Below are 25,455 nucleotides of genomic sequence, written 5' to 3'. Positions count from 1 at the left end.
ATGCGCGCCGCCTTCTCCCCGTTCATGGAGCGTCTCCTTGGCCATCACGAAAATCCTCGTCGCCAATCGGTCTGAAATCGCCATCCGCGTCTTTCGGGCGGCTACCGAACTCGGCATCAAAACTGTGGCGATATGGGCCGAGGAAGACAAATACTCCCTCCACCGCTTCAAGGCCGACGAGAGCTACGAGGTCGGCCGAGGCCCCCACCTTACCCGGGAGATGGGGCCGATCGAGAGCTATCTGTCGATCGAGGAAGTGATCCGGGTCGCCAGGCTGTCCGGCGCCGATGCCATCCACCCCGGCTACGGCCTGTTGTCCGAAAGCCCGGAATTCGCCGAGGCCTGCCTCGATGCCGGCATCGTCTTCATCGGACCGAAGCCGGAAACCATGCGCCGTCTCGGCAACAAGGTTGCCGCGCGCAACCTCGCCATCGAGGTCGGGGTGCCGGTCGTGCCCGCAACCGAGCCGCTTCCCGACGATATGGAAACGGTGAAGAAACTCGCCCAGTCCATCGGTTATCCGGTGATGCTGAAAGCCTCGTGGGGCGGCGGTGGGCGCGGCATGCGCGCGATCCGCTCCGAGGCCGACCTCGCCCGCGAGGTGATGGAAGGCAAGCGTGAAGCCAAGGCCGCCTTCGGCAAGGACGAGGTCTATCTGGAAAAACTGGTCGAACGCGCCCGCCATGTCGAGGTGCAGGTGCTGGGCGACACGCATGGCAACGCCGTCCACCTGTTCGAGCGCGACTGCTCCATCCAGCGCCGCAACCAGAAGGTGGTCGAGCGTGCGCCGGCACCGTATCTCGAGGCTGGCCAGCGCGCCGAGCTTTGCGGCCACGCCCTGAAGATCGCGCGCGAGACGGCCTATATCGGTGCCGGCACCGTCGAATTCCTGATGGATGCAGACACCGGAAAATTCTATTTCATCGAGGTCAATCCGCGCATCCAGGTGGAGCATACCGTCACCGAGCAGGTGACAGGCATCGACATCGTCAAGGCGCAGATCCACATCCTCGACGGGTTCGCCATCGGCACGCCGGAGTCAGGGGTGCCGGCGCAGGCGGACATCCGCCTCAACGGCCATGCACTCCAGTGCCGCATCACGACCGAAGACCCCGAGCACAATTTCATCCCCGATTACGGCCGCATCACCGCCTATCGCGGCGCGACCGGTTTCGGCATTCGCCTCGACGGCGGCACCGCCTATTCGGGCGCGGTCATCACCCGCTTCTACGATCCGCTGCTGGAGAAGGTGACGGCATGGGCACCGACGCCGGGCGAGACGATCTCGCGCATGACGCGGGCCTTGCGGGAGTTCCGCATTCGCGGCGTCGCCACCAACCTGACCTTCCTCGAAGCGATCATCAATCACCCAAGCTTTGCCGATAATTCCTACACGACCCGGTTCATCGACACGACGCCTGAACTGTTCGAGCATGTGAAGCGGCAGGACCGCGCCACCAAGCTGCTCAACTATCTGGCCGATGTGTCGGTCAACGGCCATCCGGAAACGCGCGGCCGCGCCAAGCCGCACCCGGATGCGGCAGCCCCGGTCATTCCGTGGTTCACCAGTTCCATTCCCGACGGCACCAAGAACAAGCTCGACGCGCTCGGGCCGGAAAAATTCGGACAGTGGATGCGCGCTCAAACCGGGGTCCTGATTACCGACACCACCATGCGCGACGGCCACCAGTCGCTGCTGGCGACCCGCGTGCGCACGCATGACATTGCGTCCATCGCCGGCACCTATGCTCGCGTGCTGCCGCAACTGTTGTCGCTGGAATGCTGGGGTGGCGCGACCTTCGACGTGGCCATGCGCTTCCTGACCGAAGACCCGTGGGAGCGGCTTTCGCTGATCCGCGAAAACGCGCCGAACATCCTGCTGCAAATGCTGCTGCGTGGCGCCAACGGCGTCGGCTACACCAATTATCCCGACAATGTCGTCCAGCATTTCGTCCGCCAGGCGGCGTGCGGCGGCATCGACCTGTTTCGCGTCTTCGACTGCCTGAACTGGGTCGAGAACATGCGCGTGGCCATGGATGCCGTGATCGCCGAGGGCAAATTGTGCGAAGCGGCGATGTGCTACACCGGCGACATTCTTGACCCCGCGCGCGCGAAATACGATCTCAAATACTATGTCGGGCTGGCCGGTGAATTGGAAAAGGCCGGCGCGCATATTCTGGCGGTCAAGGACATGGCCGGCCTTTTGAAGCCGGCGGCGGCGCGGGTGTTGTTCAAGGCGCTGCGCGACGCCACACACCTGCCGATCCATTTCCACACGCACGACACGTCCGGCCTGTCGGCGGCAACCGTGCTGGCGGCGGTGGAGGCGGGCGTCGATGCCGTCGACGCGGCGATGGATTCTTTCTCCGGCAACACCTCGCAGCCTTGTCTCGGCTCGATCGTAGAAGCCCTGAAGGGAAGCGCGCGCGATCCGGGCCTCGATACGCAATGGATAAGGAAGATTTCCTTCTATTGGGAGGCGGTGCGCAATCAGTATTCCGCTTTCGAAAACGATCTCAAGGGGCCGGCCTCCGAGGTCTATTTGCATGAAATGCCGGGCGGCCAGTTCACCAACCTCAAGGAGCAGGCGCGCTCGCTCGGGCTGGAGACGCGCTGGCATGCGGTCGCGCAGACCTATCACGACGTCAATTTGATGCTGGGCGATATCGTCAAGGTGACGCCGTCGTCCAAGGTGGTCGGTGACATGGCGCTGATGATGGTCAGCCAGGAGCTTTCCGTCGACGATGTGCAAAATCCGGCGCGCGACATCGCCTTCCCGGACTCGGTCGTGTCCATGCTGCGCGGCGATCTCGGCCAGTCGCCAGGCGGGTGGCCGGCAGCCTTGCAGAAAAAGGCGTTGAAGGGCGACAAGCCTTATACCGTGCGCCCCGGCTCGCTGCTGAAAGCCGCCGACCTCGAAGCCAGCCGCAAGGAGGTTGAAGAAAAGGTCGGGCGCAGCCTTAGCGAACAGGAATTCGCATCGTGGCTGATGTATCCGAAGGTCTTTTCGGACTTTGCCGCCGCGCAGGAGATCTACGGACCGGTCAGCGTCCTGCCGACGTTGACCTATTTCTACGGCATGCAGCCCGAAGACGAGATTTTCGTCGAGATCGAAAAGGGCAAGACCCTGGTGGTGCGCTGCCTCGGCATTGCCGAAGTCGATGAAAAAGGCCTGGCGACGGTGTTCTTCGAACTGAACGGCCAGCCGCGCCGGGTGAAGGTGGCGGATCGCGCGCATGGCGCCTCGGCCGCCAAGGCGCGGCGCAAGGCGGAACCCGGCAACGACGCCCATGTCGGCGCGCCGATGCCGGGTGTCGTTTCGGGCGTGTCGCTGGTCGTGGGGCAGGCGGTGAAGGCCGGCGACGTGCTTTTGTCCATCGAGGCGATGAAGATGGAAACGGCGCTGCATGCCGAGCGCGACGGTGTCATCGCCGAAGTGCTCGTCAAGGCCGGCGACCAGATCGACGCCAAGGATCTTCTGGTCACCTACGGGTGAAGATAATCGCTTGACCGGCCCGCGCCGGTCGGGCATCGAACCGGCTGAAAACCTGCCCGGCGGCTTCCGAGTCGCGGCGATCACATACGGAGAGACGAGAATGGCCGACGACGTAACGGATTCCTCGCAGACGGTTGCCGCCGGCCAGTTGCGCGCCTTCATCGAGCGCATCGAGCGCCTTGAAGAAGAGAAGAAGACGATCGCCGACGACATCAAGGAAGTCTACGCGGAACTGAAAGGCACCGGCTTCGAGCCGAAGGCCGTGCGTACGATCATCCGGCTGCGCAAGCAGGATCAGAACGAACGTGCGGAAGCTGAAGCGATCCTCGACCTGTACATGGCCGCTCTCGGCATGGCGTAACGGCTGCGGTCGATCGCGTCTGCATTGCCCTGGAAGCAGGCAGCGAAGCCGGACGCGTCATCGCGTCATTCCATCGTCACGCCTCGATCTCGATCGGCGAGAGCGGCTTTGAGCAGCAGGCGAGAATGAAGCCGTCGGCAATCTCCTGCTCGAGGATGCCGCCATTGTGGCTCATCTCGACCTCACCGGAGATTTTCTTCACCTTGCAGGTGCCGCACAGGCCGAACTCGCAGGCGGCGGAAATACGCACGCCCGATGCGCGCGCCGTCTGCAAAACGGTTTGGCCGGCGAGACATTCGCCGTCGACGCCGGAGAGCGCAAAGTGGATCGGGATGGCGGCTTGTGCAGGCTCGCCCGCCGGCGTCGCATGCTGCGGGCTATCGGCAAAGGGTGCCGGCACCGGCTCGATCGCCGGTGCGCCAAAACTTTCCTGATGATAGTGCGCCATGTCGAAACCGGAGGTTTCCAGCATCTGGCTGACCGCGCGCATGAAGGGTTCCGGCCCGCAACAGAACACTTCGCGCTCGCGGAAATCGGGCGACAGCATCGGCAGGCGTACCGCATCGATGCGGCCCATATGGCCGAACCAGCTTTCGCGCGACGAGCGTTCCTCGATCATGAAGCCGAGCGACAGGCCGGGCATGCGCATGCCGAGCAGTTCCAGTTCCTTGCGGAAGATGATCTCTTCGGGCCTGCGCGCGCAGTTGACGAAGGAAATATCAGTCTGCGGGGTAAAGTCGTTCAGCCAGCGCAGCATCGACATCATCGGCGTAATACCGGAACCGGCCGAGATGAACAAATATTTGGCCGAAGGATGGTTGTGCAGCGAGAACTCGCCGGACGGGCCATAGGCCTTGACCCGCTCGCCCGGCTTCAGATGGTCGAACATCCAGCGCGTGCCGACGCTGCCGGCCTGCGCCTTGACCGTCACGGCGATCGAGAACGGCCGCGACGGCGAGGACGACAGCGTATAGGTGCGCATCAGCGGCGCGTCCGCGACCGGCAGTTCCAGCGTGATGAACTGGCCCGGCTTGTAGCGGAACCAGGTCTGGTTGTCCGAACGGAAGGTGAAGGTCTTCACGTCCGGCGCCTCGTCGATGACGCCAACCACTTCCAGCACCTGAAGCCGGTCGTTCCACGGTATCATCTCGTCGAGATGCTTGTAGAGGCTGACTGCCGCGTTCATGGCTGCCTCCCTAAGCGACGTTCTTCAACGCCGGCTTCTCGCCCTCGGCCAGCCTTGGCCCGATAAAATCGGCGTACCAGTTGACGAACTGGATGACGCCGCCTTCGTGCACTTCCGAATAGGGACCGGGTTCGTAGGCCGGCGACTGGATGCCGAAGGCATTCTCCTCGACGATGCGGCGATCCTCGTCATTGGTCACGGTCCAGACATGGATGAGTTCGGCGAGGTCGTAATCCACGCCCTCGACCGCATCCTTGTGGACGAGCCATTTCGTGGTCACGGCCGTTTCGGTGGCGCTGATCGGCAGGACGCGGAAGGTGACGGCATGGTCGCCGAGGATGTGGTCCCAGGTCGTTGGATAATGATAGAGCAGCAGCGAGCCGATCCCCTCGGTCGAGACGCTGTCGGACAGGTTCTTCTTCACCGCCCGCTTGCCGGTCATGGTGTAGCTGACGGCATCGCGCAGCAGCGGCGCGCGGGTGGCGCGGAACTGGCCTGCGGGATCGATGCGGAACTTGCTGGGCAGGTTGGCGGCCTCGCATTTGGCCCAATGGGCCAGCATCTCCGGATCGCTGTCGGCGTCCTGGACGCCGGTGACGGTCGGGGCCTCGGGAAAGGTCTTGCACAGTTCGGGGTGGTTCGCCGCGCAATGATAGCACTCGCGGTTGTTTTCCCAGACCAGCTTCCAGTTGCCTTTCTCGACGATGGTGCTCTCGAAGGCGACCTTCGCTTCGGTCAGCCGGTGCGGCGCCAGGTAAGGCTCGATCATTGCCCGCATCGGGGCGAAATCGGCCGGCTTTTCAGCGAGGCAAATGAAGATGAAACCGCCGACGCTTTCGCAGGCGATCGGCTTCAGGCTGAAATCGGCCTTGTCGAAGCCCTGCGCCATGTCGCGGGCGAACAACAAGGTGCCGTCGAGTTCATAGGTCCACTGGTGGTAGGGGCAGACTAGCTTGGCTGCCGATCCCTTATCGGACGGGCAGACGCGGCTGCCGCGATGGCGGCAGGAATTGTGCAGGGCATGGATCTTGCCCTTCTGGTCCCGCACCAGCACCACCGGATAGTCGCCGATCTGCAGCGTGAAATAATTGCCGGGCTTCGGCACTTCGCAATCATGGCCGACGAAAAGCCAGTCGCGATACCAGATCAGTTCCATGTCGAGCTTGAAATAATCGGGATCGGTGTAGAAGGGTTGCTCCAGCGAGAAGCCCTGACGGCGGCGCTCGAGCCGCTTCAGCATTTCGGTCTTCGTGTCCATGTCCTGCCCTCAGCAAATGCTAGGACTGAACTGGTGGTGACTTCAGGGGTGAACGATTGCGCACCGGCACCGATTGCCGTCCGCAAGAATTCGCCTCTTGACCGCCCACCGCGATCAGTCGAGTTCACTTTGCTCGAGGCTGGTTTCCGGGCTTCGGAGTTGTCCTCCCGGACTGTCTCGACACCTTCCCAGGCTTATCGCCCAGTGGTTTTTGTCAAGACTTTCAACTCCGCTACCGTTGCGGGGGCAGCGCCGGCATCCAACCGGCTTCCCAATTATCCCGCCGGCTTTCGCGAACGGGCACCTAAGCATCACCATCTAATCACCGGGACATGGGGTCCGGCCATACGAAAGCGACATCGCCAAAGCGCAAAGGCGACAGGGCGAAAAAGGCGTCGTTCAGGCGCGTCGCTCAGGCGGGCTGGCCTTCTGGTTCAAAGGCCGGCCGGCTGGTGTCGATGAGCAGCGAGATGCAGGCGGCCACGATGGCGGTCATGCCCGCGATCTGGAACGCCAGTTCGTAATTGCCCTGCATTTCGCGCAGCGCGCCGCCGAAAAAGGCGGCGGTTGCCGCCCCGACCTGGTGGCCGGCGACGATCCAGCCAAAGACGATCGGGCCGGAGCGATCGCCGAAGGCTTCGTTGGACAGGCGCAGCGTCGGCGGCACGGTGGCGATCCAGTCGAGGCCGTAGAGCACGGCGAAGATGGTCAGCGCCGTGCCGGAAAAGCCCGACATGGGCAGGTAGATCAGCGACAGGCCGCGAATGCCGTAATACATGCCGAGCAGTTTTCGCGGGTCGAAGCGGTCGGTCAGCCAGCCCGACAGCGTCGTGCCGATGAGGTCGAACACGCCCATCAAGGCCAGCAGGCCGGCCGCCTTTACTTCGGGGATGCCCATGTCGCCGCAAAAGGCGATGAGATGCGTTCCGACCAGCCCGTTGGTGGTGAAACCGCAGACGAAAAAGGTGGCGAACAGATACCAGAACACACGTGTGCGCGCGGCACGGCGCAGCGTGCCGAGCGTGTGGGCGATGAAATTGCCCTGCGAGGCGGGCGATACCGGCGGCACGTCGTCGGCATCCGCGCCGAAGCGGACGAGGCCGATGGAAGAGGGCCGCTCCGGCACCAAAAGCCAGACCAGCGGCAACAAGGCGGCGCAGGCGATGGCGACGGCCATGGCGACCGGCCTCCAGCCGCCCCACTGCGCCAGCATCGCCAGCACCGGCAGGAACACCAGCATGCCAGTGGCGCTCGACGCGGACATCAGCCCCATGACCAGGCCGCGATTGGTCTTGAACCAGCGGTTGACGATGGTGGCGCCGAGCACGGTCGCCACGGCGCCCGAGCCGATCCCGGAAAAGACGCCCCAACTGGCGACCAACTGCCACGGCTCGGTCATCAGCAGGCTGGAGGCGGTCGAACCGGCCATCAGGGCAAGCGCCCCGAGCAGGATCAGGCGCAGGCCGAAGCGTTCCATAAGGGCGGCGGCAAACGGACCGGCCAGGCCATAAAGGAAGATGCCGATGGCGGCGGCGAGCGAAACCACGTCGCGGCCCCAGCCGAGCTCGGATTCCAGCGGCAGCATCATCACCGCCGGCGCGGAACGCAGGCCGGCCGCAATTAGCAAGCAGAAGAAGATGACGGCGACGACGACAAACGCGTAGCGCTGGCCAAGCATGCGGGGTTGGGCTATCATGTTACTGACCGGTACGTTACGGAGCGCCCACTATTCGTACCGATCGGTAACATTGTCAAGCGAGCCAGCGAATGTCAGACGCCAATAATATTGATGCAAGGATCAAGGATGGCGATGGCCACGTGCCGCGCGCTGCCGAAAAAATCATGACTGCCGCGTCCGACCTGTTCTACCGGCAGGGCATAAGGGCGATCGGCGTCGAGGAAATCGTCAAGACGGCGGGCGTCACCAAGCCCAGCCTCTACCGCAGCTTCGCCTCCAAGGACGAACTCGCCGCTTCGTATCTGAGGCACTACGACGGCGAATTCTGGGCGCGTTTCGACGAGGCGGTGGCAGCCCATCCGGGCGACGCGCGCGCGCAGATCGGCGCCTTCTTCGTCCGCATCGGCAAGCGAACCCAAAGACCCGGCTATCGCGGCTGCGGCCTGACCAACGCGGCGGTGGAATATCCCGAACACGACCACCCGGCCCGCGTCGTCAGCGAGGAAAACAAGAAGGAACTGCGCCGCCGCCTGCGCGCCATGGCGCTCGCGATGGGCGCGCAAGATGCCGATACGCTGGGCGACGGTCTGCTGCTTTTGATAGAAGGCGCCTATATCTCCGGCCAGCTTTTCGGAGAGGGCGGCCCGGCCGCATCGGTGGCGAAGAATGCCGACCTGCTGATCGGGGCGAGCCTGGCCGGTTAGGGTTGGGATAGTTCCGGTCGCCGGCCCGCAGAACAAAAGACGCGCTACACCAGCTACACCAGGCCGCGCTTGGCCATCATGGCTTCGGGCGAAGGCATCTTGCCGCGAAAGGCGGTGTAGAGTTCTTCCGGGTCTTTCGAGCCGCCGGCGGCGTAGATGTTTTTGCGCAAGCGTTCGGCCAGCGCCGGGTTGAAGGGGTCGCCGATTTCCTCGAAGGCCGAAAAGGCGTCGGCGTCCAGCACTTCCGACCACATGTAGGAATAATAGCCTGCCGAATAGCCGTCGCCGGCGAAGACATGGCCGAAATGCGGGGTGCGGTGGCGCATGGCGATGGTGTCCGGCATCGCCATTTTTTCCAGCATTTCGGCTTCGAAACGAAGCGGCTCGCCGGGCGCGTCCGCGCGTGCGTGATAGGCCATGTCGATCAGCGCCGAGGCGGTGAATTCTACTGTAGCGAAGCCAGCGCCAAAGGTGCGCGCCGCCAGCATCTTGTCCAGCAGTGCCTTCGGCATCGGCTTGCCGGTCTCGACATGCAGCGCGTGCTTTTCCAGCACGGCAGGAACCGTCAGCCAATGTTCGTAGAGTTGCGACGGTAGTTCAACGAAATCGCGCGACACCGAGGTGCCGGCAACCGATGGCCATGTCACGTCGGTCAGCATGCCGTGCAGCGCGTGGCCGAATTCGTGGAACAGCGTCCTGGCTTCGTCCACCGACAGGAGCGCTGCCTCGCCCTTCGGCGGCTTGGCGAAGTTCATGATGTTGTAGATGACCGGGCGCGAGCCATCGCCGAGCCGGTAGCCGGACTGCAGCGCGCTCATCCATGCGCCGGAACGTTTCGAGGGTCGCGCGAAATAATCCGCCAGGAATACGCCGCGCTCGGAGCCGTCCGCATTCTTCACCAGAAACGCCCGCACGTCTGGATGCCAGGTGGCGATACCGTTCTTCTCCTCGAAAGTGATGCCGAACAGCCTTGTCGCCACGTCGAAACAGGCGGCGATAACGCGGTCGAGTTGCAGATAAGGTTTCAGTTCCGCCTCGTCGAAGGCGAATTTCTCAGTGCGCAGCTTTTCCTGATAGAAGCGCCAGTCCCAGGCCGAAAACGTGTCGTTGCTACCCGCTTCCGCCGCCAGACGCTTAAGCTCCTGCTGGTCGGCGGCGGCTTTTTCCAGTGCCTTTTTCCAGACGGGATCGAGCAGCGCATGCACGGCCTTCGGCGTCTTGGCCATGGTGTCGTCCAGCTTCAGCGCCGCGTAAGAAGCATAGCCGAGCAGCTTCGCCTTTTCGGCGCGCAGGCGCAAAAGATCGCGCACGACATTGGTGTTGTCGCTGGCGCCGCCGTTCTGGCCGCGCATGGTGAAGGCGCGCCAGGCGATCTCGCGCAGGTCGCGGCGCTCGGAAAAGGTCGAAAAAGGCTCGTAGAGCGAGCGCGACAAGGTCAGCGCGTAGCGACCCTTGCGGCCACGCATCTCGGCGGCTTCGGCCATGGACGCTTTCAAGAAATTGGGCAGGCCGGTAAGGTCGGCTTCGTCGAGGAACAGCACCCACTCGCTCTCGTCGGCCAGCACGTTCTGGCCGAATTTGGTGCCCAGCGACGACAGTTCCTCGTTGATCGCACCCAGCCGCGCCTTGCCTGCCTCATCGAGTTTCGCGCCGGATCGGACAAAGCTTTTCCAAGTCTTTTCCAGCACGCGCAGCGTCTCGGAATCGAGGTTGAGGGTCGCGCTGCGCTGGTAGAGATCATCCAGGCGCGCAAACAGTTTTGCGTTCATCGAGATGGCCGAGAAATGCCGCGACATCTTGGGCGAGATTTCGCGCTCCAGCGCCTGGATCTCGGGATTGGTATGGGCGCCGGCACGGCACCAGAAGATCGAAGAAACGCGGTCGAGACTATTACCCGCCAGTTCCAGCGCGGCCAGCGTGTTGGCGATGGTGGCGGCTTGCGTACTGCCGGCAAGCGTGGCGATCTCGGCTTCATGCGCCTTCAGCGCCGCATCGAAAACGGCCACGAAATCGCCGTCGCCGATGCGCGAGAAATCGGGCAGGCCGAGCGGCCCGTTCCATGCGGTCAGCGGATGCGTGGCAAGGTCGATGGCATTATCGGGCATGAAGGGTTTCTCGTTGGTTGAGTGTCGGCGGGTCGCCTCGATGTAAGACGCCGGCTTGCGACCTGCAACCGCTAGAACGCGTCGCAGTTTTCCGCGACGATGGCCTGCGAACTGGCGGTAATGCGCCCGCCGGTCACGGCAAAGGTTTCCTGCGTCAGGAGATCGTTGTTCGGGAAATCGTAGCAGACGATGACCGTGGATACGCCGTCTTCGCTCTTTTCAAGGCGGTGCCGGATCGTCGCGCCCTTCGCGGATGCCTGCCATTCGTCCATCGAGGCGATGAATTCCTGCCTGTCCTGTTCGACGCCGAGATCGGTCAGCTTGATGCGCGCATCGGCCGAAAGCAGGTCGGACAGGCCGGCACGGTCGGCGATAAGCAGCGCCTTGTACCAACGCTCGATCACCGCCGCTTCGTCGGCAAAGGAAGGGAACGCAACCCCCATACTCAGGAGAAGGGTGGTGCTCACTATTGAAAGGCAACGCAGTTTCATGGCGGCGCTCCCTTGAGCATCGACCCGAAAAGCGCAATCCGGATTTCGGGTCGTTTCGATGCTCGATCAAACGGTAGAGCGCCTTTGTGCGCTCCAATGGACGATCAATCCAGTGTGGGCCGCTCGAAATCGCCGGTATCCTGGTTCATCGCCCATAGTTCGCCGGCCGAAATGTCGAACCATGCGCCATAAAGCGCAAGCTCGCCCTGTTCTTCCCGTTCCTTGATCTGCGGGAAGGTTCGCAGATTGTTCAGCGAATAGCGCACGGAGATGCGCTCCAGCGCCGTTTCACGCTCGGTCGGCGTCATCACCGTCGTGGAGGCCACGGCCTCGGCCGCCGGATGGATCAGGCTCATCCATTTGCCGATGAAGTCGCCCGGCTTCAACGGCTTGCCGCCCTGCGCCAGCGCCGCGCGGATACCGCCGCAGCGGCCATGGCCCATGATGACGATGTTCTTGACCTTCAGGATGTCCACGGCGAATTCCAGCGCCGCCGAGGTCGAGTGGAATTCGTCATCGGGTTCGAAAGGCGGGATCAAATTGCCGACATTGCGCAGCACGAACAGTTCGCCCGGCCCCGCATCGAAGATCGTCTCGGGCGCCGAACGCGAATCGCTGCATGCGACAAGCATCGTTTCGGGAGATTGCCCTTCGCGGGCAAGTGAGACGTAGCGACCGCTCTCGGCCGAATAGCGGCCCTTCATGAAGTTGCGGTAGCCGGCGAGGAGGTGTTCTGGAAGATGAGCCATTGCGGAGGCAATTAAAGGAAAAGCCGGGGCTTGTTCAATGAAAATCGTACGGCCTGCGCCATTATCATGCCGGACGCTTCCGTCCCGGATGCTGGAGATGGCGCATCTGTACCATGGCCATCGGGTGCGCCAGGCTTTGCGCATCGGTTTCAAGCTGCAACTCATCGCCGCCGCGCCTGGCGGTGCTGGCCAGGATTTCGTACACGGCCGCGGTGGTCGACTGCAGCGCCTTTGCCGGACTTTGGCCTGAAAGTATCCGCGCCAGATAGACCGCGGCCGTCAGGTCCCCAAGCCCGTTCGGCGGCCTGTCGATGATGCGATGCTCGGCCATCACCGCCTGATTTGCGTCGACGAGAAGGTTGGCGATGCTGTCGGTCATCATCGCCGGGGCCGAGGTGACCAGCATGGTCGCGGGAGGGGCGGCAAGTGCCGCTGCCATCACGGCCTTGCTGTCTGGCAGCTTCGCGCCGGTCAGCCATTCGAGTTCGAAGCGGTTCGGCGTCGCGATGTCGGCGATCGGGATCAAGGTATCGCGCATGGCGGTTGCCGTCGCTTCGGGCACGTAGAGACCGCCGGAATCGCCGATCACCGGATCGCATATGTAGAGCGCTTCCGGACGCCGGGCCTTGACCGCGCGGACCAGCGAAGCGACCGCTTGCGCCTGGGCGGCGTCACCGAGATAGCCCGAGAGCACAGCACCGACCTCGCCCAGCCAGGGCGCGCGCTCGAGATCGGACATCAGGGCCGCGAATTGTTCCGGTGGCGCAACGATCCGCATCGCCCGCCCATGGCCGGGATGCCAGGGCAAGGTGATGGTCGGCACCGCCCATACGGGAAAGCCCAGCGTTTCCAGCGCGAAGACGGCAGCGCGGTTTCCCACCGAGCCGCGAACGACATGGCTGGAAATGACGATTGCCGCCTTGGGGATCGCCTTGGAGCCAGCCCGCGGAGCAGCACCCGGCGTGACAATTGGTATGCCGCTCATGCCCGTCAGTTGCCCCGCATGATGAATAGGACGAGCCAGATCATCAGCGCGACCGCGAAGGCGAGGCCAAGCAATCGGCCAATGCGTGTTCCCCAATATTCGATCGGGTCCGAACGGTCGGCATCCCTGGCCGAAACGCTGTCGATGGCGCCCTTGGCGGCGCGCGCCACGAACGAAGCGCCGCCCGGCTCGGTCTCGCCGGCCATTCTTTTCAGGATGCGGCGCGACTCGGCGCTGTCGTCATTGGGGTTTTTCGGCATGATGGTACCTTGTTGCCTGCCCAATCTATCGCGTTCACGCCTGCGGTTACAGGGCCTCGGCGCTCTTCGCGCTAGGTCAGCAGAAGGCACGGTTTCCTTGGCCCGAGATTGTGCTAGAGATTGGCTCTCCTCTCCTGATTCAGGGATTTTTCATGCCTGCTGCCCAGTTCGCCCAATCCCGCACTTATCGCCTCCTGCCGGCCTTCCTCATGATGGCGTTCATGCTGCCGCTGCTTGCAGGGTGCGGCTTCAACACCATTCCGACGGCGGAAGAGAACGCCAAGGCCGCCTGGAGCCAGGTTTTGAACCAGTACCAGCGCCGCGCCGATCTCATTCCCAATCTGGTCGAGACGGTGAAGGGCTACGCCAGCCACGAAAAGGACACGCTGCAGGCGGTGGTCGAGGCGCGCGCCAAGGCGACGCAGATCACGGTGACGCCCGAAACACTCAAGGACCCGGAAGCCTTCAAGAAGTTCCAGGAGAGCCAATCGGGTCTGACCAGCGCGCTTTCGAAGCTTCTGGCCGTGGTGGAAAATTATCCGGATCTCAAGGCGAACCAGAATTTCCTGGCGTTGCAGGCGCAGTTGGAAGGCACCGAAAACCGCATCGCGGTGGCGAGGCGCGACTATATCCAGGCGGTCAGGGACTACAATCTGACGCTGCGGACGTTCCCCTCGCTGCTGTGGGCGAAGTTCTGGTTCACCTCGAACGAGCCGTTCCAGAACTTTACCGTCGCCGAAGACAAGCTTGAAGCGCCGAAGGTCGATTTCGGGACAAAGCAGGGCGGGTGATTCCAGCCTGAACGGTTCGACCTTGAATTCCTTCGCGCCCAGACGAGGTATCGACAAAACAAGGCTGCTCGCCTTGCTTGCGTTCCTTTTGTTCCTCCCCCTTCACGCTTTCGCGGCCGACCTGCCGGCGCTGACGGGCCGGGTCGTCGACGATGCCGGCATTATCGATGCGGCAAGCGAAGTGCTGCTTACCCAGAAGCTGGCCGATTTCGAGAAGAAGGGCTCCGACCAGATCGTCGTCGCCACCGTCCCCACACTCGATGGCGAGGATATCGAATCCTATGCCAACAGGCTGTTCCGGTTCTGGAAGCTTGGCCAGGCGGGCGAGAACAACGGCGTTTTGCTGTTGGTCGCCCAAAACGACCGGAAGATACGCATCGAGGTCGGCTACGGCCTCGAAGGAACGCTGACCGACCTGCACACCAGGCTCATCATCGAAAACGACATGGTGCCGGCCTTCCGCGCCGGCGACTATTCCGGCGGCATCGAGAAGGCCGTCGACGACATGATCATGGTGCTGGACGGCAATCCGGAAGAACTGGAAGCGCGTGGCGAGCGCAACCAGACGAGCGCCGGCGACATCGAGGACTGGCTGCCCGTCCTGTTCATCATCGTCTGGGCAACCCTGTTCTTCGGCGGCTTTGCCATGGCCATCCTGCCGCCGATCTTCGGCCAAAAGATCGGGCCGAACCGCTACCGTTGGCTCGGCATGACCTTCAACACCGCACGATCTTCGGGTGCTAGCGGTGGCGGATGGTCGTCCGGCGGCGGCGGCTGGTCGTCCGGTGGCGGGGGCTTTTCGGGAGGGGGAGGCGGTTTTTCAGGTGGCGGCGGTTCGTCCGGCGGCGGCGGCTCGTCGGGAAGCTGGTGAGGCAGATCATGGCAAGGCACACCATCTCACCCGAAGACCACGCCCGCGTGAGCGCGGCCATCAAGGCAGCCGAAGGCAAGACCGACGGCGAAATCTACTGCGTCGTGGCGCATGCCAGCGACAACTATTTCTTTCCCGCCGCCTTTGTCTCCATGGTGGGCATCCTGCTGGCCAGCCTGGCGTTGGCCATTGCGCTGGAAGCCTGGTGGCTTTCGATCCGCCTGCCTTATTTCGCCGCCGCCCAGCTTCTGGCGGTTGCGGCCGCACTTTTGCTGCTATGGGCCGCGCCGTGGCTGCGCATCCATCTGGTGCCGCACCGCTTGCGTTTCCAAGCCGCGCACGCCAACGCCTCGCGGCAGTTCCTTGCCCACAATGTGCATCTGACGTCGGCGCGGACCGGTGTGTTGATTTTCGTCTCGCTGGCCGAGCGCTATGCCGAAGTGGTCGCCGATAGCGGCATCGACAGCCATGTCGAGCAGCGTGTCTGGGACGATGTCGTGGACGCCTTGACGGTAAATGCCGGCGATGGACGCCTTGTCGACGGCTTTATCGAAGCGATCGACACGGTGGGCGCGATCCTTGCCGAGCATTTCCCGGCTTCGCCGGACGATGTGGATGAGCTGGATAACCGGCTGGTCGAGATATGACGCTGCGCGGCGGCGACCGGTAAAAGTCAGTCCGGGTAGCAGCTTGCCGGAATATGCGGCCAGACCGCCTTGTCGCAACCGGCGTCGGCCTGTTGCAGGCGGAAAGCGGCGCTGACCGGCCCGGTCACCACCGGATCGACGCCATCCGGTGCGTCTGCGAACATCTGCGGCGCTTCCGACAGCGCTGGCCCCTGGTCCGAGAATGGCACGACCCGCGTTGCCGCCGACGGCGCGCCGCCCGTTGCCAGCAGCACGGCGAGCGCGACACCGGCAAGCGACAGGATCAGGGGGGACTTGGCAGCGGTGTAGATCATTCAGGCGAACTCGCTGCGGCGGCTTGCGTTCCGCTTTGGTTAACGAAATCATTTCATCCCAGGACCCTTAATATTTGGTGACGATTCATTTGAGCGCGCTTCCCCTTTCGCATTTGCGAAAAAACCTGTAAGAGCCGGCCAACCGAAAAAGGCAGCGTCCCGACCCTGATCGTGGGGGCTTGCTGCCCATAACATTCCCGAGACCTGAACATGAACCTCCGCAACATCGCGATTATCGCGCACGTCGACCATGGCAAGACCACGCTGGTCGACGAACTCTTGAAGCAAGCCGGCTCCTTCCGGGAAAACCAGCGCGTCACAGAGCGCGCCATGGATTCCGGCGATATCGAAAAAGAGCGCGGCATCACCATTCTGGCCAAGGCGACTTCGGTCGACTGGCACGGCACCCGCGTCAACATCGTCGACACGCCGGGCCACGCCGACTTCGGCGGCGAGGTCGAGCGCATCCTTTCCATGGTGGATTCGGCCATTGTGCTGGTCGATGCCGCCGAAGGCCCAATGCCGCAGACCAAGTTCGTGGTCGGCAAGGCGCTCAAGGTCGGCCTCAAGCCGATCGTTTTCATCAACAAGATCGACCGGCCGGACGCGCGCCATGTTGAAGTCGTCAACGAGGTGTTCGACCTGTTTGCAGCCCTCGACGCCACCGACGAGCAGTTGGACTTCCCGATCCTCTACGGTTCGGGGCGCGATGGCTGGGCCTCCGAGAACCCGGATGGCCCCAAGGACCGGCGGCTCGATCCCCTGTTCGAACTTATTTTGAAGCATGTCCCCGAGCCGGCCGTTCATCCCGGCCCGTTCCGGATGATCGGCACGCTTTTGGAAGCCAACCCGTTCCTCGGCCGCATCATTACCGGCCGCATCGAGTCCGGCACGCTGAAGTCGAACCAGCCGGTCAAGGTGCTGAACAATGACGGCGTCGTCGTCGAAACCGGCCGCGTCTCCAAGATCCTCGCGTTCCGCGGCCTCGAGCGTCAGCCGATCGACGAAGCGCAAGCGGGCGATATCGTCGCCATCGCCGGCCTGTCGAAAGGCACCGTCGCCGACACGTTCTGCGATCCGGCCGTGACCGAACCGCTGCACGCGCAGCCGATTGATCCCCCGACCGTGACCATGTCCTTCATCGTCAACGACAGCCCGCTGGCCGGCACCGAGGGCGACAAGGTCACCAGCCGCGTCATCCGCGACCGCCTGTACAAAGAAGCTGAGGGCAACGTCGCGCTGAAGATCGAGGAATCGACCGAGAAGGATTCGTTCTACGTGTCGGGCCGCGGTGAATTGCAGCTTGCCGTGCTGATCGAGACCATGCGCCGCGAAGGCTTCGAACTCGCCGTGTCGCGCCCGCGCGTCGTCATGCAGAAGGACGAGAACGGCGACCTGCTCGAGCCGATCGAGGAAGTCGTCATCGACGTCGATGAGGAACACGCCGGCATCGTTGTGCAGAAGATGTCGGAGCGCAAAGCCGAGATGATCGAACTGCGCCCCTCCGGCGGCGATCGCCAGCGTATCGTCTTCCATGCGCCGACGCGCGGCCTGATCGGCTACCAGTCGGAGCTGTTGACCGACACGCGCGGCACCGCCGTGATGAACCGGCTGTTCCACTCCTATCAGCCCTACAAGGGCGAGATGGCCGGCCGCTCGAACGGCGTTTTGATCTCCAATGAACAGGGCGAAGCGGTGGCGTTTGCCATGTGGAACCTGGAAGATCGCGGCCCCATGGTCATCGACCCGGGCGTCAAGGTCTATCAGGGCATGATCATCGGCATCCATTCGAGAGACAACGATCTCGAAGTGAACGTGCTCAAGGGCAAGAAGCTGACCAACATCCGTTCGGTCAACAAGGACGAGGCGGTCAAGCTGACCCCGCCGATCCGCATGACGCTGGAACGCGCGCTGGCCTGGATCCAGGACGATGAGCTGGTCGAGGTGACGCCCAAGACCATCCGCCTCAGGAAGCTCTATCTCGACCCGAACGAGCGCAAGCGTTTCGAAAAGTCGGCCAAGGTAGCGGGCGCGGCCTAACTCTCGCTCACGGGCCGTACCGCCGCCTTTGGCGGCTGGCCCTCCGCGGGGGCGCGCCATCGGGCGCGACGCCCGGTCGGGCTTGCAGCCTGCGGCTGTTTCCTAAGCCGTTGGCTGCATCGTGTCTTCAGCCAATGCATGAGCCACCGGCAATATCCCATCTACCAAGGGCGCGGTCTGGACCTTGAGATAGGTCCGGCTGCGCCCTTGGCGTGTCCATGGTTCCAGTCTAGCGGCTACCAGTGCATCTGGATTGAAACATGCCTGACCTCAAGAACGCGACATCCCCCCTGCTGGCCGTTCTTGTCTGTACGTTGGGCATATTCCTGCTTTCGGCGATGGACGCGGCGGTGAAGGGGCTCGTCCTTGTGCTCGGCGCCTATAACGTGCTGCTGTGGCGCAGCGTTTTTGCGACTTTCGTGGCGGGAGCGAGTTGGGCTGCCACGGCCAGCCAGCCTCCCAGGGCGCATGTGCTGCGGCTTCATGTCTTGCGCGGCGTGATTGTCACCTTCGTCGCCTTGACCTTCTTTTTCGGCTTGGGCCGCCTGCCGCTGGCCGAGGCGATCGCGCTCTCCTTCATCGCGCCGCTCTTGGCACTGTTCCTTGCCGCCATGCTGTTGGGGGAGAAGATCGGTCGTTTCGCGGTATGGGGTTCCGTCGTTGGCATGGCGGGCGTGATCGTCATCATGCTTGGCAAGTTCAACGGTGCCGATCACTCCCCGGACGCCACCCTGGGAATGGCCGCCATCCTCGCCTCGGCGGCGCTCTACGCCTACAATTTGATCCTGGCGCGCCGACAGGCGCTGATGGCGAAGCCGCTCGAGATCGTGTTCTTCCAGAACCTCATCGTCGGCGTCACGCTGGGCCTTGCCGCGCCATGGCTGGGCGTTGCACTGCCGCAGGAACTATGGCTGCCTCTGGCGGGCGTAACGGTGCTGGCGCTCAGTGGGCATTTCATGATGAGCTGGTCCTATGCCCGCGCCGAAGCCCAATATCTTATCCCGACCGAGTACTCGGCTTTCGTCTGGGCTATTCTACTCGGATGGGTGTTCTTCCACGAAGCCGTCGGCTGGTCGACAATGGCGGGTGCTGGACTTATTATTGCTGGCTGCCTGGTCGCATCCCGGTCAAAACCCCGGCTGGCTCAGCCAATCGAAGTCGCTGCGGTATAGAGCGCGGCGCTCGCCATCGAGAAGGAAAGTCGCCGTGACATTCACTTCGCTGCTCATCTTTGCCGCGGCCCTTTTCGTCGCTGCCGGCTCGCCCGGCCCGTCGATCGCGGCGCTCGTCGCGCGCGTCATCTCCAAGGGTTTTCGCGATGTGTTTCCCTTCCTTGCCGCCATGTGGATCGGCGAGGGCATCTGGCTTTCCTTCGCCGTCTTCGGGCTGGCGGTGGTGGCGCAGACCTTCCACGTCGCCTTCGTGGTCGTAAAATGGGCCGGTGTCGGCTATCTCGCTTACCTCGCCTGGAAGATGTGGACCGCGCCGGTCGAGGCACGCGAGGGCGAGATGCCGCGCGAGGATTCGCCGACAAAACTGTTCTTCGCCGGCATGGCGGTTACGCTCGGCAATCCCAAGATCATGATGTTCTATCTGGCGCTGCTGCCGACGATCATCGATCTTGCCTCGGTCACCGTCGCCGGCTGGATCGAACTGACGCTGACCATGGCCATCGTGCTGGTTTCGGTCGACCTGTTCTGGGCGCTCGCCGCCTCGCAGGCGCGAAAACTCCTGAAAAGCCCGCGCGCCATGAGGATCGCCAACCGCCTCAGTGCAACGACGATGGCGGGAGCGGCCGCGGCGATCGCAACGCGGTCGTGATCGGCATTCTTGCTCAATCGTAGAAACAGCCTATGTAGCACTTGGTAGTACCTGGGAATCATCATGGCTGTTTCCGTCAAGATCGACGACGAGTTGAAAGGACGCGTGCAGCGCCTGGCGGAGAGCCGCAAGCGCTCGGCGCATTGGATAATGCGCGAAGCGATCGAGCAGTATGTCGGCCGGGAGGAAGCACAGGCGAGCTTTCAGGCAGAGGCGCAAGCCGCCTGGAAATCCTATCGTGAAACAGGGCTGCACTTGACCGGCGAAGAGGTGCGAGACTGGCTGGGTGATTGGGGTACTGAAAAGGAAACGGAAGCGCCTGCGTGCCACGAGTAATCGTGACGGCCGGCGCCGTTCCCGGTTTGGAAAGATGCCGCCGTTTTCTGGCTACCAAAAATCCACTGGCGGCGCGGCGTGCCGCCGCCGCGATAGCCAATCCGTTTCTCTTGCTTGAAACGCATCCGGACATCGGTCGGCCCCACCCTGATGAGCCGGGATTGCGTGAGTTCTTGATACCGTTCGGCGCAACCGGCTATGCGGCGCTGTACCGGTTTGTCCCTGCGGAAAATTCCGTCTTCATCCTCGCATTCCGGCATCAGAAAGAAGCCGGTTACTGATTTGCCACGCACCACGTCCAGCCCGAGGCCGCGCTTTTCCCTGCATTCGGCGCTCTGACCGGCATCCGAAAGCTAATCGTTATTTATCTTTGGCGGGCGTCAAACCCTTGTCGCCAAACACGGATCATCTGGTTACGATAGGTTAAAGCCTGGGCCAGGAGGGAGAATTCAGCGTTATGGCAAACCCGAAAACTGCGCGTAAACCGAAAAGCGCTCCAGGAGCGAAAGCAGAAACGGGAAAGCCCGGAGAAAAGCCCGCCGGGTTCGCTGACTACCTGCTGTCGCGCGCGCCCGCCGAAGATGTCGCCAGCTACGATGAAGCCGACTTGCAGCGCGCCGCCGCCCTGGCCCGCAACGCGGTTGCCCGCCACAGGAAAGGAGAAAGCGTCGTCGCCATCGATGCCGAGTCCGGCGTTGTCCGCGACGGCCGTCCGGTAACCGTCATTACCGTCGTCAACGACAATATGCCTTTCCTGTTCGATTCGATCCTGGGCGAGATTACCGAAGAGTTCAGCGAGCCTTACCTCGTCACGCACCCGGTCATCGTGGTCAAGCACGGCAAAAACGGCGTGGCCGAAATTCTCGGCGATGGCGGTTTTGCCAAAGGCGATCCGGCGTATGACCGCCTGAGCGTCGTTCACGTCCATGTCGGCAGGCTGACCGCAGAACAGGCACAGGCCTTGGCGGGACGGCTCGAAAAGGTGGTGAGGCAGGTCCGCGCCTGCGTTGTCGACTGGAAGCCGATGCTGGCCCGGCTCGACCAGGCGATCTCCGAGTTCCGCTATGCGCCGGTGCCGCTCGACAAGAACCACGTTACCGAGGCGATCGCCTTCCTCGAATGGCTGCGCGACGACAATTTCACCTTCCTGGGAATGCGCGAATACAAATATAGCGGCGGCGAGAAGAGCGGCACGCTGGACCGCGAAGAGGGCGAGGGGCTAGGCATTTTGACCGATCCCGACGTGCTGGTGCTGCGCCGGGGCACCGAGGCAGTTACGACGACGCCTGAAATCCGTGCCTTCCTGCACGGTCCAGAACCGCTGATCGTCACCAAGGCAAACGCCAAGTCGGTCGTCCACCGCCGCATCTACCTCGACTATGTCGGCGTCAAGACATACACCGCCAAGGGCGTGCTGTCGGGCGAACTGCGTATCGTCGGCCTGTTCACCTCGACGGCCTATACGCGCTCGGTGATGAAAATCCCCTATCTGCGTTCGAAGGCGCAAAGCGTCATTTCCAAGGCGGGCTTTGATGCGGGCGACCATTCCGGCAAGGCGCTGATCAATGTGCTGGAAAGCTATCCGCGCGACGAATTGTTCCAGGTTCCGGTGCCGACGCTGCGCAAGCACGCCGAGGCGATCCTTGGCCTGATCGACCGGCCGCGCGTACGGGCGCTGGTGCGCGTCGACCAGTTCGACCGTTTCGTCTCGATCCTCGTCTTCGTGCCGCGCGACCGCTACGACAGCGTCGCGCGCGAAAAGATCGGCGCCTATCTGAAGACGATTTATCAGGGGCGCTTGTCGGCCTACTATCCGGCATTTCCCGAAGGCGGGCTGGCGCGCATCCACTTCATTATCGGCCGCTCCGGCGGCAAGACGCCGAAAATCGAGCAGGCGGTCATCGAGACCGAGATCCGCGATATGGTGCGGACCTGGGAGGATGCGCTGGCCGAGGCCGCCGAGGCGACGGGCAGCGGCACGAGCCTCAACGCCATCGCCGCGCGCTTTCCCGAAAGCTACCGCGACAGCTTCACCGCGGCCGTCGCGCTGGCCGATGCCGAACGCATTTCCAGGATCAACGCCGGCAATCCCATCGCCATCGATTACTATCGCGATGCCGGCCAGGCCGCGACGCAGGCTTCGCTGAAGATTTACCATCACGGCGCGCCGGTGGCGCTGTCGCGGCGCGTTCCCATCCTGGAAAATATCGGCTTCCAGGTCATCAGCGAGCGTACGTTCGAGATCGGCCGGGACACGGCCGACGTGGTGTTCATCCACGACATGGAACTGGAAAGCACCAACGGCAAGCCGATAGAGCTTGGCGACGGCGGCGCGTTGTTCGCGGACGCTTTTCTGGCCGTCTGGAACGGCGATGTCGACAATGACGGCTATAACGGGCTTGCCCAGACCGCCGGCCTGTGGTCGGGCGAGATTACCGTGCTGCGCGCTTATGGGCGCTATTTGCAGCAGGCCGGCATTCCGCAGAGCCAGGGTTTCATCGCCGCCGCGCTCAACCGCTATCCCGACATCGCGCGCGGGCTTCACGCCTTGTTCGTCGCCCTGCTCGGGCCGGATGCCGCAAGCGAGGGCGTCGTTGCCGCCAAGCACCTCAAGGCCAAGATCAAGGATGCGCTGGAGGACGTCCCCAATATCGACGACGACACCATCATCCGCCGCTATCTCAATCTGATCGAGGCCTCGCTGAGGACCAACCATTTCGTTACGGGCAAGTCGGAAAAAGGCCAGTCGCTGGCGATCAAGCTCGATTCCCGCGCTATCGATGGCCTGCCCGAACCGAAGCCGTGGCGCGAGATCCTCGTTTATGGCTCCGAAGTCGAGGGCGTTCATTTGCGCTTCGGTCCGGTCGCGCGCGGCGGCCTGCGCTGGTCGGACCGCGCCCAGGACTACCGCACGGAAGTTCTCGGGCTGGTCAAGGCCCAGCAGGTCAAGAACGCCGTGATCGTGCCGGTCGGCGCCAAGGGCGGTTTTTATCCCAAGCGCTTGCCTGTAGGCGGCAGCCGCGAGGCAGTGTTCGAGGCCGGCAAGGCCGCCTACCGGAATTTCATCTCCAGCCTGTTGTCGATCACCGATAATATCGACATCGACCATGTCGTGCCGCCCGTCGGCGTGACGCGCCGCGATTTTGACGATCCCTATTTCGTCGTCGCCGCCGACAAGGGCACGGCAACGTTTTCCGACACCGCCAACGCCATCAGCCAGGCGCACGATTTCTGGTTGGACGATGCCTTCGCCTCCGGCGGTTCGGCCGGCTACGACCACAAAAAGATGGGCATCACCGCCAAAGGCGCATGGGAGGCGGTAAAGCGGCATTTCCGCGAGATGAACCGCGACATCCAGACGACGCCCTTTACCATGGTCGGCGTCGGCGACATGTCGGGCGACGTGTTCGGCAACGGTGCGCTGCGGTCCGAGCAGACACGGCTTATCGCCGCCTTCGACCATCGCGACATCTTCATCGATCCCGACCCGGACATGGCGGTCTCTTTCGCCGAGCGCCAGCGGCTGTTCGACCTGCCGCGCTCGAGCTGGCAGGACTACGACAAGTCTAAACTGTCGAAGGACGGCGTCATCGTCTCGCGCAGCCAGAAGACGGTAACTCTTCCGGCGGCCGCTGCCGCCGCGATCGGTCTGTCAAAGACCGTGGCGACGCCGAGCGAAATCATGCGGGCTATTCTTGCAGCGCCCGTCGACCTGTTGTGGTTCGGGGGCATCGGCACCTATCTGCGCGGCTCTGGGGAGACCAACCAGGAAGTCGGCGACCGCGCCAACGACGCGATCCGCTTGACCGCTTCGGACGTGCGCGCCAAGGTCATCGGCGAGGGCGCCAATCTCGGCGTCACCCAGCGCGCGCGCATCGAATTCGGCCTGAAGGGCGGGCAGTGCAATTCGGACGCCATCGACAATTCAGGCGGCGTCAATTGCTCCGACGTCGAGGTCAACATCAAGATCGCACTGGCGTCCGCCATGCGCAAGGGCGAGTTGGCGCGGCCCGCGCGCAACAAGCTGCTGGCCGAAATGACCAACGAAGTCGGGCAGTTGGTGCTTGCCAACAACACCCAGCAGACGCTGGCGCTTTCGTTGGCTCGCAAGCGTGGATTGACCGATATCGCCCATCAGGGTCGGTTCATGGAAGCGTTGGAAGCGCGCGGCCTGCTCAACCGGGCAGTCGAGACCCTGCCTTCTCCTGCAGCGTTGGCTGAACGCGAAGCGCGCGGCGAGCCGCTGACAAGGGCGGAACTCGGCGTGCTTCTGGCCTATGCCAAGATCGTACTGTTTTCCGATATCGTCGCTTCGGACGTTCCCGACGAGCCGCATTTCGACCGCGACCTGATGGGGTACTTCCCCGAGCGCATGGCCCGGAAATACGCCACGGAGATCCACGGCCATCGTCTGCGCCGCGAAATCATCGCCCGCGTCGTCGCAAACGACCTGATCAATCGCGGCGGTCCGTCCTTCGTCAACCGCCTGCAGGAGTCTACCGGGCGAAGCGCCGCCGATGTCGTGCGCACGTTCGCCGCCGTCCGCGACGGCTTCGGCCTGCCGGCGCTCTACCGCGAGATCGATGCGCTTGACAACAAGATCGACGGCCAGGTGCAACTCGATCTCTACCAGTCGGTAAGCCGGCTGATTTTCATGACGAGCGGCTGGTATCTGAAAAACGATACCGCCGCCGCGCCGCTCGACAAGCGCATCGCCGATCTGGTCGAAGTCCGCAAGGCGCTCGAGCCCAAGCTGCTGGCGTTGTTGCCCGCCTATTCGCGCCAGCGGGTGGAACAACGCAGGCAGGACCTGTTGGCGGGTGGCGCGCCAGAGAAACTGGCCGAGCGCCTCGCCTTGAACGATATCTCCGAACTGATCCCGGATATCGCGCTGACCGCAAGGATAGCCAAGGCGGATATCGTTGCCGCCGCCAGGGCGTTCTTCGCGGTCAGCGAGGCTTTCCGTATCCCCCGCATCGAGGACGCCGTGCACTCGATCACGCCGTCGGACTATTACGATCAGCTTGCCCTGTCGCGGGCTGGCGACACGATCGGCGCGGCGCGGCGCGGCATCGCGGTTGCGGCATTGACCTCCCACGCAGGCGCTGCCGACCCGGTCGCGTCATGGCTGGAGGCGGGTGGCGGGAACATCGCGCGGGTGCGCGAGCGCCTGCAGGCGCTGACCGAAGGCGGCGAACTGACCGTTTCGCGGCTGTCGGTTGCCGCCGGCCTGATGAGCGACTTGACGGGGATGTAAGCGGGTTCGTCGCGGGCCGAGGGCTGAAATTCGCCGGTTCGCTTCCGGGAAAACCTTTTGCATGGGAATTACCCCCACCCCTAACCCCTCCCCGCAAGGGGGAGG

Annotated in this window: 21 protein-coding genes and 1 riboswitch; of the genes, 12 read left to right on the top strand and 9 right to left on the bottom strand. The window is 63.2% G+C overall.

Translation table 11 applies throughout. The features are described from left to right. Positions 1–37: 37 nt before the first annotated feature. Positions 38–3,496 (top strand): pyruvate carboxylase, encoded by a 3,459-nt coding sequence (pyc, locus tag ACX3P0_RS09430; RefSeq protein ID WP_459088017.1) that lies wholly within the window; start codon positions 38–40, stop codon positions 3,494–3,496. A 100-nt stretch (positions 3,497–3,596) separates the two neighbouring features. Next, on the top strand, positions 3,597–3,857 hold the full coding sequence (locus tag ACX3P0_RS09425) for a DUF2312 domain-containing protein (RefSeq protein WP_459079294.1): 261 nt from the start codon (positions 3,597–3,599) through the stop codon (positions 3,855–3,857). A 76-nt stretch (positions 3,858–3,933) separates the two neighbouring features. On the opposite strand, the gene ACX3P0_RS09420 is transcribed toward ACX3P0_RS09425, so the two are convergent. The 3 genes from ACX3P0_RS09420 to ACX3P0_RS09410 form a co-directional block, all read right to left on the bottom strand. Then, positions 3,934–5,043 (bottom strand): FAD-binding oxidoreductase, encoded by a 1,110-nt coding sequence (locus tag ACX3P0_RS09420; RefSeq protein ID WP_459079296.1) that lies wholly within the window; start codon positions 5,041–5,043, stop codon positions 3,934–3,936. A gap of 10 nt (positions 5,044–5,053) precedes the next feature. Then, complete coding sequence (locus tag ACX3P0_RS09415; protein ID WP_459088016.1) at positions 5,054–6,301, bottom strand: aromatic ring-hydroxylating oxygenase subunit alpha; 1,248 nt, start codon at positions 6,299–6,301, stop codon at positions 5,054–5,056. A 120-nt stretch (positions 6,302–6,421) separates the two neighbouring features. Beyond that, a riboswitch (cobalamin riboswitch) is annotated at positions 6,422–6,624 on the bottom strand. Positions 6,625–6,713: 89 nt separating this feature from the next. Next, positions 6,714–7,997 carry an MFS transporter gene (locus ACX3P0_RS09410; protein WP_459088015.1) on the bottom strand — a complete coding sequence of 428 codons (1,284 nt, stop codon included), beginning with the start codon at positions 7,995–7,997 and terminating at the stop codon, positions 6,714–6,716. Positions 7,998–8,068: 71 nt separating this feature from the next. Between ACX3P0_RS09410 and ACX3P0_RS09405 the strand changes: the two genes are divergently transcribed. Continuing rightward, complete coding sequence (locus ACX3P0_RS09405) at positions 8,069–8,683, top strand: TetR/AcrR family transcriptional regulator (RefSeq protein WP_459088014.1); 615 nt, start codon at positions 8,069–8,071, stop codon at positions 8,681–8,683. Between the two features lie 53 nt (positions 8,684–8,736). Here the strand turns inward: ACX3P0_RS09405 and ACX3P0_RS09400 are convergent, their stop codons facing one another. The 5 genes from ACX3P0_RS09400 to ACX3P0_RS09380 form a co-directional block, all read right to left on the bottom strand. Next, a complete protein-coding gene (locus ACX3P0_RS09400) occupies positions 8,737–10,788 on the bottom strand; it encodes a M3 family metallopeptidase (protein WP_459088013.1) in 2,052 nt (683 codons plus the stop codon). A gap of 71 nt (positions 10,789–10,859) precedes the next feature. Then, positions 10,860–11,279, bottom strand: a complete 420-nt coding sequence (locus ACX3P0_RS09395) for a nuclear transport factor 2 family protein (protein ID WP_459088012.1) — start codon at positions 11,277–11,279, stop codon at positions 10,860–10,862. A 104-nt stretch (positions 11,280–11,383) separates the two neighbouring features. Continuing rightward, the gene (locus ACX3P0_RS09390; protein ID WP_459088011.1) at positions 11,384–12,028 is read right to left on the bottom strand and encodes a carbonic anhydrase; all 645 of its coding nucleotides are present in this window, start codon (positions 12,026–12,028) and stop codon (positions 11,384–11,386) included. 64 nt (positions 12,029–12,092) lie between these two features. Then, positions 12,093–13,013 (bottom strand): pyridoxal kinase PdxY, encoded by a 921-nt coding sequence (pdxY, locus tag ACX3P0_RS09385; RefSeq protein WP_459088010.1) that lies wholly within the window; start codon positions 13,011–13,013, stop codon positions 12,093–12,095. Positions 13,014–13,018: 5 nt separating this feature from the next. Next, the gene (locus ACX3P0_RS09380) at positions 13,019–13,273 is read right to left on the bottom strand and encodes a hypothetical protein (RefSeq protein ID WP_459088009.1); all 255 of its coding nucleotides are present in this window, start codon (positions 13,271–13,273) and stop codon (positions 13,019–13,021) included. Positions 13,274–13,425: 152 nt separating this feature from the next. Between ACX3P0_RS09380 and ACX3P0_RS09375 the strand changes: the two genes are divergently transcribed. The 3 genes from ACX3P0_RS09375 to ACX3P0_RS09365 all read left to right on the top strand — a co-directional run bounded on the left by ACX3P0_RS09375 (position 13,426) and on the right by ACX3P0_RS09365 (position 15,582). Beyond that, positions 13,426–14,064, top strand: a complete 639-nt coding sequence (locus tag ACX3P0_RS09375; RefSeq protein ID WP_459079305.1) for a LemA family protein — start codon at positions 13,426–13,428, stop codon at positions 14,062–14,064. Positions 14,065–14,128: 64 nt separating this feature from the next. Next, positions 14,129–14,935, top strand: coding sequence for a TPM domain-containing protein (locus tag ACX3P0_RS09370; protein ID WP_459088227.1), 807 nt, complete (start codon positions 14,129–14,131; stop codon positions 14,933–14,935). Between the two features lie 8 nt (positions 14,936–14,943). Beyond that, the gene (locus tag ACX3P0_RS09365) at positions 14,944–15,582 is read left to right on the top strand and encodes a TPM domain-containing protein (RefSeq protein ID WP_459088008.1); all 639 of its coding nucleotides are present in this window, start codon (positions 14,944–14,946) and stop codon (positions 15,580–15,582) included. 26 nt (positions 15,583–15,608) lie between these two features. On the opposite strand, the gene ACX3P0_RS09360 is transcribed toward ACX3P0_RS09365, so the two are convergent. Then, complete coding sequence (locus tag ACX3P0_RS09360) at positions 15,609–15,896, bottom strand: hypothetical protein (protein WP_459088007.1); 288 nt, start codon at positions 15,894–15,896, stop codon at positions 15,609–15,611. Positions 15,897–16,106: 210 nt separating this feature from the next. Between ACX3P0_RS09360 and typA the strand changes: the two genes are divergently transcribed. The 6 genes from typA (at position 16,107) to ACX3P0_RS09330 (ending at position 25,350) form a co-directional block, all read left to right on the top strand. Beyond that, a complete protein-coding gene (typA, locus tag ACX3P0_RS09355; RefSeq protein WP_459088006.1) occupies positions 16,107–17,936 on the top strand; it encodes a translational GTPase TypA in 1,830 nt (609 codons plus the stop codon). 260 nt (positions 17,937–18,196) lie between these two features. Further along, on the top strand, positions 18,197–19,108 hold the full coding sequence (locus ACX3P0_RS09350) for a DMT family transporter (protein WP_459088005.1): 912 nt from the start codon (positions 18,197–18,199) through the stop codon (positions 19,106–19,108). Positions 19,109–19,142: 34 nt separating this feature from the next. Continuing rightward, positions 19,143–19,757, top strand: a complete 615-nt coding sequence (locus tag ACX3P0_RS09345; protein WP_459088004.1) for a LysE family translocator — start codon at positions 19,143–19,145, stop codon at positions 19,755–19,757. A gap of 63 nt (positions 19,758–19,820) precedes the next feature. Continuing rightward, on the top strand, positions 19,821–20,093 hold the full coding sequence (locus tag ACX3P0_RS09340) for a CopG family ribbon-helix-helix protein (RefSeq protein WP_459088003.1): 273 nt from the start codon (positions 19,821–19,823) through the stop codon (positions 20,091–20,093). 2 nt (positions 20,094–20,095) lie between these two features. Next, entirely contained in the window at positions 20,096–20,374 is a 279-nt protein-coding gene (locus tag ACX3P0_RS09335) for a type II toxin-antitoxin system RelE/ParE family toxin (protein WP_459088002.1), read from the top strand. Positions 20,375–20,550: 176 nt separating this feature from the next. Continuing rightward, positions 20,551–25,350, top strand: coding sequence for an NAD-glutamate dehydrogenase (locus ACX3P0_RS09330; RefSeq protein ID WP_459088001.1), 4,800 nt, complete (start codon positions 20,551–20,553; stop codon positions 25,348–25,350). Positions 25,351–25,455: the final 105 nt, after the last annotated feature.

The sequence above is a fragment of the Mesorhizobium sp. A556 genome (genome assembly GCF_054489545.1).
Note: the sequence above shows the minus strand (reverse complement) of the source record. Positions and strands in the feature narration are given on the sequence as shown.